The organism is Pantoea sp. GW821-FHT03E06, assembly GCF_059420725.1.
The window spans coordinates 2,462,581-2,480,838 of sequence record NZ_JBWKUG010000001.1 but is presented as its reverse complement, the minus strand read 5'-3'; the positions used below and the strand labels follow the sequence as shown (position 1 = coordinate 2,480,838).

23 protein-coding genes are annotated in these 18,258 nt (G+C 53.1%); 7 read left to right on the top strand and 16 right to left on the bottom strand.

The window, feature by feature from the left end; genetic code table 11:
- Positions 1-2: 2 nt before the first annotated feature.
- Both AC07WB_RS11615 and dcm read right to left on the bottom strand, forming a co-directional pair.
- Positions 3-1,604 (bottom strand): methyl-accepting chemotaxis protein, encoded by a 1,602-nt coding sequence (locus AC07WB_RS11615; protein WP_494940536.1) that lies wholly within the window; start codon positions 1,602-1,604, stop codon positions 3-5.
- Between the two features lie 124 nt (positions 1,605-1,728).
- The gene (dcm, locus tag AC07WB_RS11610) at positions 1,729-3,120 is read right to left on the bottom strand and encodes a DNA (cytosine-5-)-methyltransferase (RefSeq protein ID WP_494940535.1); all 1,392 of its coding nucleotides are present in this window, start codon (positions 3,118-3,120) and stop codon (positions 1,729-1,731) included.
- Between the two features lie 128 nt (positions 3,121-3,248).
- Here dcm and AC07WB_RS11605 point away from each other — a divergent pair, with 128 nt between their 5' ends.
- The 5 genes from AC07WB_RS11605 (at position 3,249) to AC07WB_RS11585 (ending at position 5,528) form a co-directional block, all read left to right on the top strand.
- On the top strand, positions 3,249-3,725 hold the full coding sequence (locus tag AC07WB_RS11605) for a very short patch repair endonuclease (protein WP_097096915.1): 477 nt from the start codon (positions 3,249-3,251) through the stop codon (positions 3,723-3,725).
- 70 nt (positions 3,726-3,795) lie between these two features.
- The gene (locus AC07WB_RS11600) at positions 3,796-4,068 is read left to right on the top strand and encodes a hypothetical protein (RefSeq protein WP_097096916.1); all 273 of its coding nucleotides are present in this window, start codon (positions 3,796-3,798) and stop codon (positions 4,066-4,068) included.
- Positions 4,069-4,083: 15 nt separating this feature from the next.
- The gene (locus AC07WB_RS11595) at positions 4,084-4,986 is read left to right on the top strand and encodes a DUF808 domain-containing protein (protein ID WP_345829279.1); all 903 of its coding nucleotides are present in this window, start codon (positions 4,084-4,086) and stop codon (positions 4,984-4,986) included.
- A 44-nt stretch (positions 4,987-5,030) separates the two neighbouring features.
- Positions 5,031-5,165, top strand: a complete 135-nt coding sequence (locus AC07WB_RS11590; RefSeq protein ID WP_322543821.1) for a hypothetical protein — start codon at positions 5,031-5,033, stop codon at positions 5,163-5,165.
- A gap of 180 nt (positions 5,166-5,345) precedes the next feature.
- Complete coding sequence (locus AC07WB_RS11585; RefSeq protein WP_097096918.1) at positions 5,346-5,528, top strand: YodC family protein; 183 nt, start codon at positions 5,346-5,348, stop codon at positions 5,526-5,528.
- Between the two features lie 52 nt (positions 5,529-5,580).
- On the opposite strand, the gene AC07WB_RS11580 is transcribed toward AC07WB_RS11585, so the two are convergent.
- The 3 genes from AC07WB_RS11580 to AC07WB_RS11570 all read right to left on the bottom strand — a co-directional run bounded on the left by AC07WB_RS11580 (position 5,581) and on the right by AC07WB_RS11570 (position 8,215).
- Complete coding sequence (locus AC07WB_RS11580) at positions 5,581-6,801, bottom strand: glycosyltransferase family protein (protein ID WP_097096919.1); 1,221 nt, start codon at positions 6,799-6,801, stop codon at positions 5,581-5,583.
- Positions 6,802-6,827: 26 nt separating this feature from the next.
- Positions 6,828-7,625, bottom strand: a complete 798-nt coding sequence (locus AC07WB_RS11575) for a mannosyl-3-phosphoglycerate phosphatase-related protein (RefSeq protein WP_494940534.1) — start codon at positions 7,623-7,625, stop codon at positions 6,828-6,830.
- Positions 7,626-7,981: 356 nt separating this feature from the next.
- Positions 7,982-8,215: a DUF2525 domain-containing protein gene (locus AC07WB_RS11570; RefSeq protein ID WP_494940533.1), complete on the bottom strand. Its 234-nt coding sequence runs from the start codon at positions 8,213-8,215 to the stop codon at positions 7,982-7,984.
- A gap of 311 nt (positions 8,216-8,526) precedes the next feature.
- On the opposite strand from AC07WB_RS11570, the gene AC07WB_RS11565 reads away from it, so the two are divergent.
- A complete protein-coding gene (locus tag AC07WB_RS11565; RefSeq protein WP_097096922.1) occupies positions 8,527-8,685 on the top strand; it encodes a YqaE/Pmp3 family membrane protein in 159 nt (52 codons plus the stop codon).
- Positions 8,686-8,753: 68 nt separating this feature from the next.
- Positions 8,754-8,948 (top strand): protein DsrB, encoded by a 195-nt coding sequence (gene dsrB, locus AC07WB_RS11560; RefSeq protein WP_097096923.1) that lies wholly within the window; start codon positions 8,754-8,756, stop codon positions 8,946-8,948.
- 101 nt (positions 8,949-9,049) lie between these two features.
- On the opposite strand, the gene AC07WB_RS11555 is transcribed toward dsrB, so the two are convergent.
- From AC07WB_RS11555 to fliJ, 11 genes are all read right to left on the bottom strand, one after another.
- Positions 9,050-10,753: a methyl-accepting chemotaxis protein gene (locus AC07WB_RS11555; RefSeq protein ID WP_494940532.1), complete on the bottom strand. Its 1,704-nt coding sequence runs from the start codon at positions 10,751-10,753 to the stop codon at positions 9,050-9,052.
- A gap of 262 nt (positions 10,754-11,015) precedes the next feature.
- A complete protein-coding gene (gene rcsA / locus AC07WB_RS11550; RefSeq protein WP_097096926.1) occupies positions 11,016-11,651 on the bottom strand; it encodes a transcriptional regulator RcsA in 636 nt (211 codons plus the stop codon).
- A 630-nt stretch (positions 11,652-12,281) separates the two neighbouring features.
- Positions 12,282-13,070, bottom strand: a complete 789-nt coding sequence (fliR, locus tag AC07WB_RS11545; RefSeq protein WP_097096927.1) for a flagellar biosynthetic protein FliR — start codon at positions 13,068-13,070, stop codon at positions 12,282-12,284.
- On the bottom strand, positions 13,070-13,339 hold the full coding sequence (gene fliQ / locus AC07WB_RS11540; RefSeq protein ID WP_097096928.1) for a flagellar biosynthesis protein FliQ: 270 nt from the start codon (positions 13,337-13,339) through the stop codon (positions 13,070-13,072). Before fliQ ends, fliR begins: the two co-directional genes overlap by 1 nt.
- A 40-nt stretch (positions 13,340-13,379) precedes the next feature.
- Positions 13,380-14,111 (bottom strand): flagellar type III secretion system pore protein FliP, encoded by a 732-nt coding sequence (gene fliP, locus AC07WB_RS11535; protein ID WP_494941069.1) that lies wholly within the window; start codon positions 14,109-14,111, stop codon positions 13,380-13,382.
- Between the two features lie 2 nt (positions 14,112-14,113).
- Positions 14,114-14,506 (bottom strand): flagellar biosynthetic protein FliO, encoded by a 393-nt coding sequence (gene fliO, locus AC07WB_RS11530; RefSeq protein ID WP_097096929.1) that lies wholly within the window; start codon positions 14,504-14,506, stop codon positions 14,114-14,116.
- 2 nt (positions 14,507-14,508) lie between these two features.
- A complete protein-coding gene (fliN, locus tag AC07WB_RS11525) occupies positions 14,509-14,919 on the bottom strand; it encodes a flagellar motor switch protein FliN (protein WP_008105402.1) in 411 nt (136 codons plus the stop codon).
- Complete coding sequence (gene fliM, locus AC07WB_RS11520) at positions 14,912-15,919, bottom strand: flagellar motor switch protein FliM (RefSeq protein ID WP_097096930.1); 1,008 nt, start codon at positions 15,917-15,919, stop codon at positions 14,912-14,914. The genes fliN and fliM overlap by 8 nt, the downstream gene beginning before the upstream one ends.
- Before the next feature lie 4 nt (positions 15,920-15,923).
- The gene (gene fliL, locus AC07WB_RS11515) at positions 15,924-16,409 is read right to left on the bottom strand and encodes a flagellar basal body-associated protein FliL (RefSeq protein WP_097096931.1); all 486 of its coding nucleotides are present in this window, start codon (positions 16,407-16,409) and stop codon (positions 15,924-15,926) included.
- Between the two features lie 130 nt (positions 16,410-16,539).
- The gene (locus AC07WB_RS11510; RefSeq protein ID WP_097096932.1) at positions 16,540-17,802 is read right to left on the bottom strand and encodes a flagellar hook-length control protein FliK; all 1,263 of its coding nucleotides are present in this window, start codon (positions 17,800-17,802) and stop codon (positions 16,540-16,542) included.
- Positions 17,799-18,242 (bottom strand): flagellar export protein FliJ, encoded by a 444-nt coding sequence (fliJ, locus tag AC07WB_RS11505; RefSeq protein ID WP_097096933.1) that lies wholly within the window; start codon positions 18,240-18,242, stop codon positions 17,799-17,801. Before fliJ ends, AC07WB_RS11510 begins: the two co-directional genes overlap by 4 nt.
- Positions 18,243-18,258 lie beyond the last annotated feature (16 nt).

Sequence of the window (18,258 nt, the reverse complement as noted above, 5' to 3'; positions counted from 1 at the left end):
CGTTAAATCTCGTGAATACGGAACTGCTGCGCGCGCTGCGCCAGACGGTCAGATAGCGCACGCAACTGCACGGCAGATTGCACCTGTTGCGCATTCAGGGCTTCGTTTTGCTGCAGCTGGTCGCTCATCTCGACCACTTCTCGGGCTATTTTTTTCACCCGATGGCTCTGTGCCGAACTGTTTTGCTGCAGCTCGTTCAGCTGCGTCACAATGCCGGAAACCGCGCCGCCGATCTGCGCAAAAAGCACTTCCAGCGCCTTAACCTTATCGAAACCATCATTGACGTGCTGCTGTGTGTGCTGAATCAGTCCATCGATCTGTCGCGTTGATGCGCCGCTCTGCTGAGACAGTAAGCCCATCTCTTTGGCGACCACCGAGAAACTGCGCCCATAAGCACCTGCATGCGCGGACTCAATCGCGGCATTCAGTGATAACAGGCGCGTTTGCATCGAAAGGCTATCCAGCATGCCGACAATACCGGCGATATCCCCTGACGCGGCGACAATCTGCTGCATCTGATTTTCCATTTTATCGACTTCTACGGCGCAGTTGCGCATCAGATCATCCGCCGATTGTGCTTCCTGGGTAGCCTGCAACGAAAACTGGGTCCCAATCTCCACCTCTTCAGAGACGCGATCTAAACGCTGCGACAGATGATGGAAGCTGGCGTTTTGCTTCTGATGTTGCTGCATCACCTTCTCATTGTGTTGCTGCATCTCTTCGGCACCGGCGGCGACGCTCACCGCCACGGTGTTGATGTCGCTAACAATCTGTTGCAGGCCGCTGCGCATGGTATCAATCGACTGGAACAGTTGGCGCGTCTCGAGCGATTGACGACGCGGCGTGTCATGACAGGCGATCAGATCGCCAGTGGCAATCTGTGCCAGCTGTCCGTTGGCACGCCGCAGCGGCAACAGGACGCCGCGCATCAGCAAGCCGGAGGCCAGCACTAACAAGAGCATCAGTACCGCGCTAACAATGAGCGACAGATTACGGCTCTGCTTCAGCGTGCTTAGCGTATTGTGATTCACGCTGCCGAGTTGCTGATTGGCCTGTTCGATCTCATTAAACCAGGCATCATTGAACTGTTGCTGGAACGCCTGCATCGGCACCATAAAGAAGGCATTGATGTCGTTGGCAGCCAGACCTTTCAGCTGCTCCTGTAAACCTGCCGCCAGCATGGCAAACCCTTGTGCCAGCGGGCTGTCAGCCCTGGCATGATAAGCGGTAAATTGCCGCTCGGCCTGGTTAAGCGAATCACTGGCGGCGGCTGCCAGACTTTTCCAGCTATCCACCGAGCCACTTTGCTGATCCTGCATTAAATAAATCCCGGCGCGGTGGCTATTGTCGCTGGCGGTGAGCAGTTCGATGCGGGCTTTATCCAACAGCGCCAGGCGTTCGCGCAGCTGATTAGCCTGCTGCAGCGATGTCTGCGTCTGGTTTACATGCCCGTTGAGTAGCAGGACGCCGGCAAACTGCAGCAAACAGAACAGCACAATGAACAACAGGAACTGACTCCGCAAACTGGTGAGCCATAGCGGGATGCGCAGAGAGACGCGCGAGCGCAGCCGCAGCGGCAGCGCGATAACGGAAAGGAGTGACATCGAACGCCTCCAAAAAATAAAAAAGGAGTATTGGCAGCGTGCGTGACAGTTTGGTGACAGCGGGCGCGATTCTGCTGAAAACAGCATAAAGCGCGGCCCTAAATGAAATTGTGGTCCTGAAGCGCTAACTGTTTTGGCGCGCGTGTTGTTCAATCAGCGGCAATAGCAGCTGTGCGACCGCAGCAAATACCGGCACCACCACCGAGTTGCCAAACTGCTTGTAGGCTTGAGTGTCTGAGACGGGAATACGAAAATGCGTTTCGCCTGGCGCTTCAAATCCCATCAGACGGGCACATTCGCGCGGCGTCAAGCGGCGTGGGCGACGCGCCATGTTTGCGGGGTGCTGGAAGTCCGCTTCGCCTTGTGCCTGATCCCAGCCACGATCGATGAGGATTTCCGAGCCATCTTTGTAATAACGCGCCGATAGGGTTCGCACGCAGATATTGGCTTTACGCGGATCGTTGAGGCCAAAGCCGAATCCATTGCCTTTGGCTTTATGCTTTTTCGCATACTGGTACAGATAATTCCACAGGGTTGGCGACAAGGTGTATTTTGCCTCCGGCTGCGGCTCGAGCAGGCTCTGTAATGAAGGAACCTGTTGCGGGTAGAGCGCGGGCAGGGCGCGCAGGGAAAACCCCTTGCTGAGCCCGCTATCACGGCGAATCCCTACCAGCACAATACGTTCACGATGCTGCGGCAGGAAGTGACGCGCATCGACAATTTTCGCATCCGGCAAGCCGCTGTCGTTGGCGTCCGCCACGTCATAGCCCAGTTCATCCAGGGTTGACATGATGATGGCGAAGGTGCGTCCTTTATCGTGGCTTTTAAGGTTTTTGACGTTTTCCAGCACAAAGAACGGCGGCTTCTTGGCCGCAAGAATGCGCGCGACATCGAAAAAAAGCGTACCCTGCGCTTCACACTCAAACCCGTGCGCGCGACCGAGCGCATTCTTTTTGCTGACGCCCGCCAGCGAGAAGGGCTGACAAGGAAAGCCCGCCAGCAATACTTGATGATCGGGAATGGCGCGATCGATAGAGTGATAAATCGCCTGCTCATCATCGATGCCAGCCGGTTGTGTCACCAGACGAATATCACTGTTGAACTGATGCTGAAGCGGATCGCTATACAAATTGGCTTTGTAAGTGCGCACGGCTTCTTTATTCCACTCGCTGGTGAACACGCATTGCCCGCCAATCTGCTCAAAGCCACGGCGAATACCGCCAATACCGGCAAACAGATCGATAAACTGGAATGTAGCGTGATCATAGTGGGCCGGACGTGCCGGGAGCAAGGCTTGCAGGCTTGCCACTTCACGGCTTGAGAGCGCCGGTGCCACACTTTTTCCCGTACGGATGCGATTCAAACGCGGCACGCTCCAGTCGAGGCCACCGGCTTCGCTAAGCGTTGTCACCACATCACGCGCGGCATAGATATCGAGCACCTGCAGTAACAGCGACGTCGCGTCATCCTGAGAAGAGGTGGAAGGGACGGGCGCGGCGGGGTCGAGAGCTAGCATGCGTATTTCCTTAACAGTGAGGCGGCTATGCTAACACTCATCACGCAACGAGGAAATTGGCGCGGTGCTTGCTTTCGCTTTTGAGCTAAACCGCTAAAGTTGAAGGAGCGCCAAAACAAGGAGACGCCATGGCAGACGTCCACTCGCAAGCTATACGCAGCAAAAACATGCGCGCCATTCGCAATAAGGATACGGCGATAGAACAGCGCATTGCGTTGATTTTGAAAGATCGCGGCTTTACCTATCGCGTGCAGGATAAGGCGCTGCCCGGCAGGCCTGATTTTGTCTTGCCCGCGGAGAGAGCAATTATCTTTGTGCATGGCTGTTTCTGGCATCGCCATCACTGCTATCTCTTCAAAATGCCGGCCACGCGCTCTGAATTCTGGAGTGGCAAAATCAATAGTAACGTCGAACGCGATAGACGTTACATTCAACAACTGCGAGAAGGAGGCTGGAAAGTACTGATTGTTTGGGAGTGCGCGCTGCGTGGCAAACTGCAGCTGGAGGACGGCGCGCTGATAGAACGCCTTGAAGAGTGGCTGTTGGCGGTTGACGACAGCAGCGAAATCGATCATCAGGGTTTGCATCACTATCGCGTTGATTAACGCGTGATTGTTGCTTTTAGCGGTTATAACAGTTTAGATCTCCCTTTTCTCTGGAGCGCGGAATCGAGCCATGAGCAGCATCAAACTTACCGTTAAGCGCCTGTATCAACTCCGCGATGAGCGGATGGTGAATACCCACGCCACGGCGCGCATTTATCTTGGCGACCGGCTGGTAGCCACCGAAGAGATCAGCGGCATGACGGAAAGTCCGGTAAGCAAGTATCTGCATGCCGACGATCTGACCGGGCCGTTACGCGTGGAATGGGACTGTGTGGGCATTGCCGATATGTCGGTCACGGCAGTTGAGCGTTGCCCCTGTTGTCAGGATCACGAACCGGAATAAATAAGGAATACCACTTTGGCAGGATCCAGTTTACTCACGCTTCTGGACGATATTGCGACCTTGCTCGACGATATCTCAGTAATGGGCAAAGTAGCGGCAAAGAAGACCGCCGGCGTATTGGGCGACGATTTATCACTCAATGCGCAACAAGTTAGCGGCGTAAAAGCCAATCGGGAACTGCCCGTTGTATGGGGTGTGGCGAAGGGCTCTTTTCTTAACAAATTGATCCTCGTGCCGCTGGCGCTGCTTATTTCAGCGTTTGCGCCGTGGCTTATTACCCCGCTGTTAATGATTGGCGGTGCCTATCTCTGTTATGAAGGGGTGGAGAAGGTGCTGCACAGCCTCAACCACGATAAGGCGGAACAAAGCCCGGAGGCGCGGCAGCAGCGGCTGGACAAGCTGGCGCAGCAGGACGCGCGGGCCTTTGAAAAGGATAAAGTGAAGGGCGCGGTGCGCACTGACTTTATCCTCTCGGCGGAAATTGTGGCGATAACCCTGGGGATTGTCTCCGAAGCGCCGCTGCTCAATCAGGTGCTGATCCTGGCCGGCGTGGCGATTTTAGTCACTATCGGCGTTTACGGTATCGTGGCGATGATTGTGAAAATTGACGATCTCGGTTTCTGGCTTAAGGAGAAATCCTCCACGGTCGCGCAGGCAATAGGTGGCGTGTTACTGGCGCTGGCACCCTGGCTGATGAAAATCCTGACGCTGGTGGGCACCCTTGCGATGTTCCTGGTCGGTGGCGGCATTGTGGTACACGGCATCACGCCGTTACATCATGCCATCAGCGAATACAGCGCCGGGTTCAACGGTTTTATCTCCGCTCTGCTCAGCAACGGTGCTAATTTGGTGATCGGCTTTATCATTGGGTCGATCGTGCTGCTGGGCGTAAATCTGATTGCTAAGCTGCGCAGCTAGCGGTTATAAAGCGCTGTAAATTTCTAATCACGGTCAGGAGAACGATGATGAACGACGATATGTTTGAATTTGATATCGATGCACAGCTGGAACAGGCTGAGGCCAAAGCAGCAGAAAAAGCCAACGAAGTCCCTGCAGACCTCAGCGATGAAGCGGATTGCGAAGGCTGCAAAATCTAATTTTCCTGTCCAGGACGTGCGCTAAAAGCCGACAATAAAAATTGTCGGCTTTTTTTATTATCAGCATTTTTAACTGCTTATTCTGATTTAGTAGAAGTAATAGATTTATCGTATAGGAAAAAAACGTGCACAGCTGCTATACCTAAAATCGTTCATTCAACGGTTAAAGGAGGGTGCGGTATGATCTTTGCAATCAGTGACGAAGTTCAGCACAAACAGGGCGGACCCACGATGGTGGTGACCGGCTATGCCAGCGGAATGGTCGAGTGTCGTTGGTATGACGGCTATAGCGTGCGCCGTGAAGCATTTCACAGTGACGAACTCAGCCACTCTTCTTCTGGCGCGCAGCAGCTGGCCAGTTAAATACATTCCGGACGGTAACAGCGCCGTCCCGAATGTAGTTCTCCCTCACAGGCTACACCTTGCCGTCATTATCCTCTTCTACTGCCTGATAGATGCGTTGCAGGATGTCGGGAAACGCCGACTGCACGCGGCTCCAGCTCGGAATAAAAGGCTTCTCGTTAGGACGTTCAATAAAGGCCTGTCCGGCATCGAGAATCGCCTGAGTAAACATTTCTACCGCCGCTTCTTCAATGTGTTGATCAAACTTGAGGCCGTTCATGGTGGCTTCGTGGTTATAGATCTCCATCATATCCAGCGCATTACGATAGTACGTTGCCTTCAGCACGCGGAACGAATCGCTGGTGAGCGGTACGCCCATGGTCGCCAATTTACGTAATAACGACTGCACAATATCATTGCTCATGCGCTTTAATCCGCCGGTGCCATCATCTTCAGCCAGCGGCTGATGTTTGTGGTCGTAATTATCAGCGATTTCAACCTGGCAGGTTTGGCGGGTGGTGTAATTACGATAGATCTCTGAAAGCACGCCAATTTCCAATCCCCAGTCGCCGGGAATCTTAATGCCGTTAAGCACGTGAGTACGCATGGCAAATTCACCAGACAGCGGATAGCGGAAGCTGGTGAGGTAGTCGAGATACTCGGAATGGCCATAAACCTTTTGCAGCGAGCGCAACAGCGGTCCCACCAGCAAACGTCCCACGCGGCCATTTAGCTTGCCGTCGGCCACGCGTGCATAAAAACCTTTGCAGAACTCATACTGAAAAGCCGGATTGGCGAGCGGATAGAGCAGACGCGCCAGCATACCGCGCTCATAGGTGACGATATCGCAGTCGTGCAGTGCCACGCACTGGGTGCGATCGGAGGCCAACGTGTAGCCGGTACAGAACCACACGTTGCGACCTTTGCCGGGCTGGCTCGGCGATAATCCCTCTTTATCCAACTCGGCATCCAGCGCTTTCAGCCGCGGTCCATCATTCCACAAAATGCGATGCCGCTGCGGCAGGCGCGAGAAAAATTCACGTGCGAATAGAAACTGGTCGCGATCGGCGCGATCCAGACCAATCACAATCTCGTCGAGATAGGGGACTTTCGCCAGTTCGTTGACGATGTTGTCCAGCGCAGGGCCTTCCAGCTCGGAGAACAGCGAAGGTAAAATGAGCCCCATTTTGCGTTTGCGCGCAAAGCGCACCATCTCTTTTTCCAGCGATTCAACGCTGCGGTGGGTGAGATTATGAAAATTAGTAATGACACCATTCTGGTAAAAATCACTCATCGTCTCATCCTGTATGGGTTAGGTCGTTACTCAGTCGGCGCCAGAAAATAATCCAATCCTTCACGCCAGCCGTGTGGACCGACGTGCGCGGTGTGGTAAACATTTTGCGTATCGCTACGTTGCAAATTCACCGGCGTTTTACTGAAGCCTTTTATCACCACGGCATAATCTGCGCGCTCCAGCATCGGTATATCATTCGGGCCATCACCTAAGCCTAAGGTGATACGTGTTTTGCCTTCCTGCTGGGCGACATGCTGCTGAATCTGCTCCAATGCCATCCCTTTACCCGAGCCTGCTGGCATCACATGCCAGAAACGCCCGCCCTGGGTTAGCGCGAGATTATGTTCGGCCAGCGCGCTGCGAAATGCCGCTAAGCGGTGTTCGTCATCACGCCACAACACCACTTCGGAGGCTTCACGCAGCCGGCTTTGGCTGGCCTCGGCCAACGTTAACCCGGTGAAACGCGCGACCTCAGCATCGCTAAATTCATGAAAACCGTTGAAGCGGAAGTGGGATTGCAGAGCCTTGAGCGTTTGGCACAGCGCGCGATAGGCGGCGCTGGGTTCGGTGGGCGCGGTGTGCGTGCCGCTTGGCACCACGCGCGCGCCGTTTTCGGCAATAAAGGGCGCGCCGGTAATGCCCAGTCGCTTCTGCAGCGGTATGATTTCGGCCGCAGTTTTACTGGAACAAATTACCAGCGGAACCTGATGTTGTTTCAGGCGTGTCAGCCATTCACTGGCGGCATCCCAGTTGTAGTCATGATGGTCCAACAACGAACCATCAAGGTCGGTAACGATCATTAGGGAGTCAAGACTCAGCACCATCACACTCCTTACGCCAGTGGCATCCGTAAAGCGAAGAGTAATCAGTATAATAGCGGAATCGCGATCACACTTTTTCCCGGGCTATTGGCCGCGATAACCAGGATAATTCTTAAATGACAGAGGAAGCCGCATCATCTATGCGCACTTCGTGCATGGAAAATAGTGAGCAGTGACGCGGCGTGCAGGGTTTTACCGCTGAAAGGTTATGCAAAAATGTTCGATTTACGTGCAGGGTTAAGACTTGTCTTAAGTAAGCTAAAGCGTAATCTGACAGGGTGTTAAGAATTCCCTGGTGTAACGAATTTACTGAATTATTTTACCCGGCCTTCCCGCCGGGTATTTTTTTGAAATCGATTTCAACGATTCACTTCGCTGATGGCGAAATCACGAATATCCAGTTCAAAGGCTTCGGCTAGCTCAGTGTAAGAATCATAGGCCTCACCGTTTACCCTGACGCGATGGGCTTGCTCAGCGTCCATAAACTCTTTTACCTCGCCCGAGGTTCTCTTCTGTATCGCGTCGAGTAAAGCATCAACATCAATATTCACTTCGCGCTGCACATTCTCGCTGTACTCTTTAGCCGTTGTCATGGTGGCCTCCCAGAGGCGATCCGCTGTCATTTCAGTATAGACGCTGATGCAAAGAGGGCGGCGGGGGGAATTTAGGCAAAAAAAAGCCCGCGCTGCGCGGGCAAAAATCCTTGTTACTTTTAGGTTGACTGCGCCTTTGGGGTTGGTGCAGTGCGAATAAGTGTACGAGCAGCCCGCGTCAAAAGTCTCTCTGCGAAACGTAAAGAAAACGAAAAGCCGCATCTTGACAGAGTTTTACCTCGTTTGAAGTGCATTGTGCGCAGCAGCGTCTATGCTTAGCGCTTATTGATAAGTGATATCAGGGAGTTAGTATGGATTTTCTTCGTATTGTGATTGCGATTTTACTGCCGCCGCTGGGCGTATTTCTGCAGGTCGGTTTTGGTGGCGCCTTCTGGCTTAATATTCTGCTGACGCTGTGCGGTTACATTCCGGGCATCGTGCATGCGGTGTGGGTTATTGCACGACGCTGATCGCGATCAGGCGCTGTTGATTATCTTCCGTTACACTGTGTCGCAGGACAATTTGTGGAGAGTAATCAATGAAGGTGAATGACCGCGTTACGGTAAAAACCGACGGTGGCCCGCGTCGTGTAGGTACGGTGCTGGCCGTTGAGGCATTTAACGAAGGCATCATGTACCTGGTGGCGCTAGAAGATTATCCGCTGGGCATCTGGTTCTTTAATGAAAGTGAGCATGCGGAAGGGGTGTTTGTTGAGCCGTATGAAGGGGCTTGATGGCTTTTGCCCTTACCTACTTATTCCCTCTCCCACCTGTGGGAGAGGGGCAGGGTGAGGGGCAACCCGCACCTAGATCTCAAACTGCGCCCCCATCCAAATTAAAACGTCTCCCAACTATCATTTCCCGACGTCGCCAAAGCGGCGCGCGGCGCTAAGTTCGGCGTGCGCAACGTGGGCTGCGCGGCTTTAACAACCTGGGCCACCGGGCTGTCATGCAAACGGAAGACCGCTACTGCCTGCGTCAAGCGTCCTGCCTGATCTTCCAGTGAAGCCGCCGCGGATGAGGCTTCCTCCACCAGCGAGGCGTTCTGCTGCGTCACGTTATCCATTTCGGTAACCGCCAGGCTCACCTGCTGAATGCCACGGCTCTGCTCGTCCGATGCGGCGGCGATTTCGGCCATAATATCGGTGACGCGGCGTACTGCTTCAACAATTTCACCCATGGTGTTACCGGCTTCACCTACCTGACGTGAACCATTGGTAATTAAACCCACCGATTCAGCGATCAGCGTTTCAATCTCTTTCGCCGCCTGCGCACTACGCTGTGCCAGATTACGCACTTCGCTGGCTACCACTGCAAAGCCACGGCCTTGTTCACCGGCTCGCGCCGCTTCAACCGCGGCATTCAGCGCCAGAATATTGGTCTGGAAAGCAATGCTATTAATGACGTTGGTGATCTCAGCAATTTTCTTCGAACTGCCGGAGATATTGTTCATGGTTTGCACCACACCATTGACCAGATCGCCGCCGCTGCGTGCTTTGCCTGAGGCATCTGCGGCCAGCTGGCTGGCATGATGGGCATTTTCGGCGTTCTGTTTCACCGTGGCAGTTAGCTGCTCCATGCTGGCTGCGGTTTGCTCAAGCGCCGACGCCTGCTCTTCAGTCCGCGACGATAAATCGGTGTTGCCGGCAGAGATCTCGCTGGAGCCCTGATAGATCGCCACCGCGCCTTCACGCACCGTACCTACCGTGCGCACCAGCGATGCCTGCATCAATTGCAGATTATGCAGCAGGCTGCCAATCTCGCTGCGGCCATAGGCTTGCTCAGGGGCAGTCAAATCGCCCTGAGCGATGCGTTCGATACGGTCGACGGATTGACGCAGCGGCGAGATCACCACGCGACGCAGGAAGACAAAGGTAAGCAGTACCAGCACTAAAGCCGCGGCAAAAGCGGCCGCCATGGCAATAAAACCGACGCGCGATTGATGGGCGGCTTCAGCGTTAATCGTTTCCGCCCGGTCGGTGCGGATTTTAATCGCTTTCAACAGCACATCGTTATACGCATCATCCAGCTTGCGCGTGACGTCCGTTTCCTGCGCTACGATGCCTTCAAAGCTGCCTTGCTTAGCCGATTCAATCATCGGCTTAAGGCCTTTATCGATGTAGGCGTTAAAGCTGGTGGTCAGCGGTTCATCAAGCGCAATGTCAGCCGGGGTTTTCGCCTTGCGATCCATATAAATCTTGAAGCCTTCACGCGCCTGCTTAATCCGCATTTCGGTGCGGGCTAAATCGGCACGATAACCGTCCATTTCACCAATACGCGCGGCCGCACCCGATTGCAGTACATTGAGACGCGCGGTGCGCAGGTGGTTTGAACTATTAGAGATGCCCATACGGATTTGAATCTCTTCCGTGGCATCGTTCAGGGAGTTGTTACTTTGAATTAAAAAGTAGCTGGCGAGTCCAATGCACAGGGCAAAAAGCAGCAGAATGCCACCAAAGATCATACTGAACAGAGGCATCAGGCGCAGGTTCTGCCAGACGCTGAGCTTATATTGCTCATCAATCGATGCTGTTTTCATATCCTTGCTCTCATGTAGGTAGGTGTTATGAGAGTAAGCATCGGCAGGGCCGGAGAAAGGATTAGACAGGAAAGTGGGATCAAACTCGCAAAACGTAAAAGGGCCAATCACGCGATTAGCCCTTTTACTCTGCATACTTCAAGCTGCAGGCGCGATGGCTGCAGGTGTTTACCCCAGCCACTTACTTGAGTAAGTCCCTGGAATTCATCCCGCTACCGCCTTCCTGCCGCTTGAATTATTTTGGGAAATTAACTTCAGGTAATTATCGCACGTTAACATAAATCCCTGAGGTGACATTATCAGTCAAGCGGACAACATGATAAATAACCTGCTTATTATGGGTTTTAATTTTGCGTTTAATATTACCTTTGTGTGACGAAACGGTTTTAGCTTTAATTTGCATCTTGTCCGAAATTTGAATGGTGTCATGGCCTGACATCCACATTTTCAACATATTAGATTCAGTCTGACTTAATGTCAGCGGATGCACGTCGAGCCCAGCAGAAATACGCGGCGAAGCGTTGAGTTTCTTTTGCAGGTAGGTTCCTAGTAAGGAATCCAACGTCGAGGTTTTTATCGATTTTGATGTAATAATCAGGTTCTTACGAACGTAGAGGTATTCCTCAAAATGGATATTCGAGATCGCCATGAAAATAAAGAATAAGGTATCAGGATGCTGCATAATAATGGCACGAATACGATCGCTAGAATCGGATTCGTGAATAAAGCACTCTTCGTTGATAAACACGACGCCCGGCTTTATTTGTTCACATCTTTGCTGCAATTGTTCAATGTCAGACACAGGAGTAATATTTTTCTTTTTAACTCCCTTGGCAGACATATAGTCAGACAATCCGAGGCGTGTGTAATTACATGAATCCATAATAATCGTTGGCATTATAGCGACCCTCACCAATTTGTTATCCGTTTAAATCAACGATGAATACGCGTTTGCGGTACGAGAGAAATTTCCAAAGACACTTTTTTATTCTGCTCGGCAGATTGGCGATAGTTATCCATGCGCCATCATGACTCTTCCCTGAACCGTGCTGCGAAGTTATTTTTTTTAGTACATCCACGTCACTCTTCACCCAGCCATAGCGGGAATAGCTGAGAATTTGTATTAAGTGTTTAATTCGCTCTGTTTTGAGAGCCCTGTCACTATCGCGCAGATCACAGACAAATCTGATAGGACAATTCTTAAAAACATTTGAATCGCGAAAGTGTGACGCTTTAGCGAGCGTTGACAATGCCGGAAAAAAGGGATTTAGACAAGAAAAATCGCTGTGAATTTTTTTTTGTTTAAAAACAGCCCTTTGAGCATTTCAACACCCAATCCCCAAGGTTTGTCACCTTAAGAATCGTCTGACTAAAATACGCGAAGCGCGGTTTAATAAGAATAATTTTCACCTAAAATGCGCATTTATCAGAATATCCTCAGTTGATTTCTGAGAAATATGGTTTGAAAAATGCACAGACTGATTTTGATTGCTTAACTATTACTTAAGGGCGTCTACAGAATAGTTAATCAACTTGCGCGGGAAAGTTCTGACATAAACTGGGCGAGTAAATCAAAGACTTCGCTAAACAGATGTTCGCAGAAGGGAGCAAGCAGCGGCATCATCATCCCTACGCTGAGTATGCCCACCGTTAAGGTAATCGGGAAGCCAATGGCAAAAATGGAGAGTTGTGGTGAAACACGGTTTAACAAACCTAGTGCCATGTTTAGCGTGAGGAGCAGAACTATTAAGGGCAGCGCTAACATCATGCCATTAAGGAAAATTAATCCGGCGGACTTCACTAATGCCATAAAGGCATTGGCGTTGAGTGGCTGATCGTTAATCGGCAACGTATGAAAACTGTCCACCAGCAGTGAAATCAGCCAAAGGTGTCCGTTGAAGGTCAGAAACAGCAGCATGGCCAGCATGTCGAGAAAACGCGCTAACACCGGCATGTTTAATCGACTACCGGGGTCAAAAAAGGTGGCGAAGGACAACCCCATCTGCAAGCCAATCACTTCACCCGCCATACGCACCGCGGCAAACGCGAACTGCATGGTCAGCCCAATGCTGATGCCAATCAGCAACTGTTGCAGCAGCAACCAGAATCCAGCTGGGGTAAATAAAGTGACCTCCACCGGCGGCAATACCGGAATGATGATCCAGGTAGTGAGCACCGCCAGGCCAATCTTTACGCGCTTCGGGATCGATTTTTCGCTCAGCATTGGCGCGCTGGCAAACAGCGCCAGTAAACGCACCATCGGCCAGAAAAATTGTGCGACCCAATGGATCAGCTGGCTGCTATCGAGGTTGATCATCAGCCAATGATGTAAGGCAGGTTGCTAAACAGCGTGCGGATATAGTCGAGCATCAGGTTGAGCATCCACGGACCGGCAATCACCGCCGTTGCCGCCACGGCCATGATTTTGGGAATAAAGGAGAGCGTCTGTTCGTTAATCTGCGTGGCGGCCTGCAGCACGCTGATAATCAAACCGCTTACCATGGCCACCAGCAACATCGGTGCCGCCATCAACAGGGCGACGCGCATTGCTTCCTGGCCCATAACCATTACTGATTCAGGTGTCATGCTGCACTCCTCGAGAAAGAAAGGTGAGGGCGAACGCCACTCAAGAGTAGAAACTTTGCGCCAGTGATCCCACCAGCAGCTGCCAGCCATCAACCAGCACGAACAGCATCAGCTTGAACGGCAGGGAAATCGTGGCGGGCGGTACCATCATCATCCCCAAGGCCATCAGTACGCTGGCCACCACCAGATCGATAATCAGGAAAGGGATAAACACGGTGAAGCCAATCTGGAAAGCGGTTTTCAGTTCGCTGGTAACGTAGGCGGGCAGCAGAATTCGCATCGGCACCGCTTCCGGTCCCTGAATCGGCGCGGTATTGGCCAGGCGCGCAAACAGTGCTAAATCCGCTTCCCGCGTTTGACGCAGCATAAATTCACGCAGCGGCTGCGCCCCTTTATCAATGGCGTCCGCCATGCTGATTTTGTCCTGGCTGAACGGCACATAGGCGTCGGAGTAAATCTTGTCGAAGGTGGGCGCCATGATAAAGAAGGTCAGAAACAGCGCCAGGCCCAGCAGCACCTGGTTCGGCGGCGCGGAAGGCGTACCGAGGGCGTTACGCAGCAGACCAAATACAATGATGATGCGGGTGAAGCTGGTCATCATCAGCAACACCGCCGGTATAAAGGTCAGCGAGGTGACGAACACCAGGGTTTGCACCGGCAGTGACCAGCTCTGGCCACCGTTTGCCAGCGGCTGGCTGATTAAACCCGGCAGCTGCGCATGGGCAACCGGTGCCAGCAACAGCAGCGGCAGAAGAGGAAGTAATCGACGCATCATTAAGGTTTTCCGGGACGTTTAACCAGATTCTGGAATAGCTGACGAAAATCCTGCGGTGCCGCACTGTTCCCGGTCTGTTCTTCCGGGGGCAGCGGCGGTAAAGAGTGCAGATGCGTGATTTGCTGAGCTGTCACGCCCAACACTAAACGCGCATCGGCGGTATCCACAATCACCACACGCTCACGCTGACCCACCTGCACGGTGGCGCTGACTTTCAACGCCTGGCCCGTCACCGTTTTCGGGGCAAAACCCAGGCGCTTTGCCAGCCAGCCGCAGGCCAGAATCAGCAGCACAATTACCGCCAGTACGCTGCTGACTTGTCCAATCACCGAGCCGGTAGAGACCACCGGCTGGCTGTGAACCGGCTGTGCGGTTTGCGTGTTTTTTAACATGCTTAACGGCTCAGGCGACGCATACGTTCAGACGGCGTAATGATGTCGGTGATGCGCACGCCGTACTTATCGTTCACCACCACCACTTCACCTTGCGCAATCAAATAGCCGTTGATGAGAATATCCAGCGGCTCGCCGGCCAGCCCATCCAGCGCTACCACGGAACCCTGCGTCAGACGCAGCAGCTCTTTGATAGTCATCTTGGTGCGGCCCAGTTCCACGGTCAGTTTGACCGGGATATCCATAATCAGATCGATATCCTGCAGCGAACCGCTAATGCCAGGATTCTCGAGGGATTTGAAGACATTCTCGGTGGGATCGGGCGCGCTGGTGGTGGTTTGTTCATTCATAGCTGCAGCCCACAGATCGTCCGCGGAGATGTCGTCGTCGGACGGTTTCTTGCTGTCACTCATCGGGCTGTTCCTCGTTCAGCGAATTCAAAATCGGGTTAATCAAATGTTCTACACGCAGGGCATACTGACCATTGATGGTGCCGTATTGGCTGGTGAGCACCGGTACGCCATCGACGTGGGCAATGATGCGGTCCGGCTTCTCAATGGGCAGGACGTCACCGGGTTTCAGCTGCAAAATGCGCGACAGGCGCAGCGATGTTTCCGCGAAGTGGGCAATCAGCTCCAGCTCCGAGTGCTGCACCTGTTTCACCAGATTGTCGCGCCAGTGATTATCTTCCCGACGCGAGTTTTCCAGCGGTGGATTGACCAGCAGCTCGCGCAGCGGCTCAATCATCGAAAACGGAATACAGATGTTGAATTCACCCACCAGGTTACCAATCTCCACCTGGAACGGCGTGTTAACCACGATGTCGTTTGGTGAGGTGGTGATGTTGGTGAATTTCACCTGCATCTCTGAACGCACGTACTCCACGTCCAGCGGGTAAATCGCCTTCCAGGCATCGCTGTAGCCATCCAACGCCAGCTTCAGCATGCGGCGAATCACGCGCTGCTCGGTATGGGTGAACTCACGGCCTTCCACTTTGGTCGGAAAACGACCGTCGCCGCCAAACAGGTTGTCGACAGCAATAAACACCAGGCTCGGTGAAAACACCACCAGCGCCGTACCGCGCAGCGGCTTCAGGTGGATCAGGTTCAGGTTGGTTGGCACCGGCAGGTTGCGGGCAAACTCGTGATACGGCTGAATCTTGATCGCACCCACACTAATATCTGGGCTACGGCGCAGCAGGTTAAACAGCGCCATACGGAAATGACGGGCAAATCGCTCGTTGATGATCTCCAGCGCCTGCAGACGCTCACGCACCACGCGACGCTGGGTATTGGGATCATAGGGACGGATATCGCCATCTGCCCCTTTGGAACTGTTCTCTACTTCCGCACTGTCACTGTCGCCATTAAGCAGCGCGTCAATCTCAGCCTGGGAGAGAATGCTATCGCCCATTAAATCACCTCAAAATGAAGGCGGTAAACAGCACGTCACTGACTACCTGAGTCGGTTGATTTTTTACCAGCGGCGGCGCCAGCACCTGTTTGATCTGCTCAACCAGGGCCTGCTTGCCTTGCTCGGTCGCCAGCACGGTTGCGCTTTGACGCGAAAGCAGCAACAGCAAACGGCTGCGCACTTCAGGCAGGTAATCATTCAACCGACGACGGGTGTCCTCATCGGGCAGACGCAGGGTGAAACCCACGTACAGCACACGGTCGGGATCGTTGTCAGGATTGACCAGGTTTACTGTAAACGTATCCATTGCAAAAAATACTGGAGCAGGCGGTGGCTCGACTTTCGTCGCTTCCGTTTGACTGCCCTCGTGTTTATTCATCATTCGCCAGACTGCATAGCCTGCCACGCTGCAAGCGGCCAGCGTTACAATCAGTAACACCGGAATTAGTAGTGAACGTTTGCGGCCTTTTGCTTTCGCGTTATCAGACATGTTTGCAGTTACTTCCTGTGAATTATGGGCAAGCCTCTCGGCTTACCTGGACAGATTATCCCGCGTCTTAAGTCAAACAATGGGAAGAAAAGACGCGGGTTTTACGCTTACCTTCAGCGTTTAGCGGCTGTCAGGCAAAGATATCGACAGCGCCGTTACCGGCCACGCGCGCTTGAAGGGCTGCCGGGACGGCAATAGGCGTTATCTCGTTGTCATTGTCCTGGGAGAGGGTAAAGCTGCCGTGCTGTCCGTCACGACGTCCTTCCTGCTGGCCTTGATAACTCTGGCCCTGTGCGAAGGCGTCGCTGCTGACGTTACTCTGTCCCAGGTTAATACCGCTCTCCGCCAGCGCTGTACGCAGCTGAGGAAGAGCCGCTTCCAGCGCGGCCCTCACTTGGCTGTGACTGGAAACCATTGTTAACTGTGCCTGATCCTTATCGAGACTCAGGTTGATCTGGATAGCGCCCAGATCCTGCGGATGTAAGCGCAATTCGGCGTTCTGCTGCCCATTGCGACTGAACATCACAATCTGCTGACTCAGCGCCTGCTGCCACTCGTTACTGCCGAGCTGCGCATTCAGCATCGGCGTCGACGGGGTGGTGCTGGTCGAGGCGGTGCTGGTCATGAGCGAACTGGTGCTGCTTAGCGGTGCGCTGGTTAACGGCGTTACCGGATCATTGCTGCTTTGTGCCGCGCTGCGCTCTTCCGGTTTGCTTAGCGTATTCAGCACCTGTTTGAAACTTTCATCCAGCGTTAGCCCGCCGGTGTTGCTTGCCGTGGTGCTCGCGCTGCTGGTCTGCGTGTTGGCAGCCGTTTGCGTTAAGAGGTTTACAGCATCGCTGGACTTCTTCTGGCCACTCTGCGGCTGCGCCTGTTCTTCTTTTACTGCACCCTGCAGCGAACTGCTTAACAATGCCGAATTAAGCGAAGCGCGCGTATCGGCATGGCCGTCGTTCACGCTGTTACTTACCGTTGACTGACTGGTGCGGTTCTCGAGTGCCACCGGCAACATGGCAAATAATGCCTGCACATTCTGTAAGTCGCTGGCACTTAACGAACTTGCCTCACTCTTGTCTTTATCATCGGCTGAATTCAGCGTGGCTTTAGGGTTAACCGGCTGTAAAAGTGTGTTTAACGCCTCGGGTTTCTCCAGCGCCTGCAATAACGCGCTTAATGACGCTTTTGTGACGTCTTTTTCATCAGCTTTTGCTGTCAGATCAGACGATTGCGTGTTAACACCTTGTTGCTTCGCCAGGGTTAGCAAGCGGTTACCCAGCTCAGTAATAAATCCCTGCGGCAGCGTATCCACGCTTTGCACAAGATCGCTGGAAACTGAACTGTCTGCGTCTCCTAAACCCGAGGTTTGCGTTGCAACTGTTGGCAGCGTAATCATTCGCCTTTCCTCAATGCGGCCCGTTGGGCAAATTCATCCATCCGTTTCTGATCGAGACGGTTTTCCTGTCGTAATGCATTTTCCTCAGCGCGCGTAATCAGCGTTTGATAGGCATTGAGTCGCTTGTGCTTTTCGCGCCAGTTGCTCAGCGCGGTTTCCAGACGCTGATTCCACTGCGAAAGCTGTTGGCGATGCTGATCGATGGCTTTTTCCAGCGTCTGAATAAACTGGTGATAATTGGTCCAGCGGGTGCTGGCGATGCCGCCGGACATATCCTGATTGAGCTTATTGCGGTACTCATCCTGATAATCCAGCAGCATGGTGAGCTGCTCATCGGCTTGCTGTACGCCGCGACGCATATCGCCGAGATGAATCACGGCGCTCTCCAGCTCTTGCTCTGCCAGATCGCGCAGCTTATTGATAGCACTGGCCGTTTTCATGGCTTAACCTCGCTTC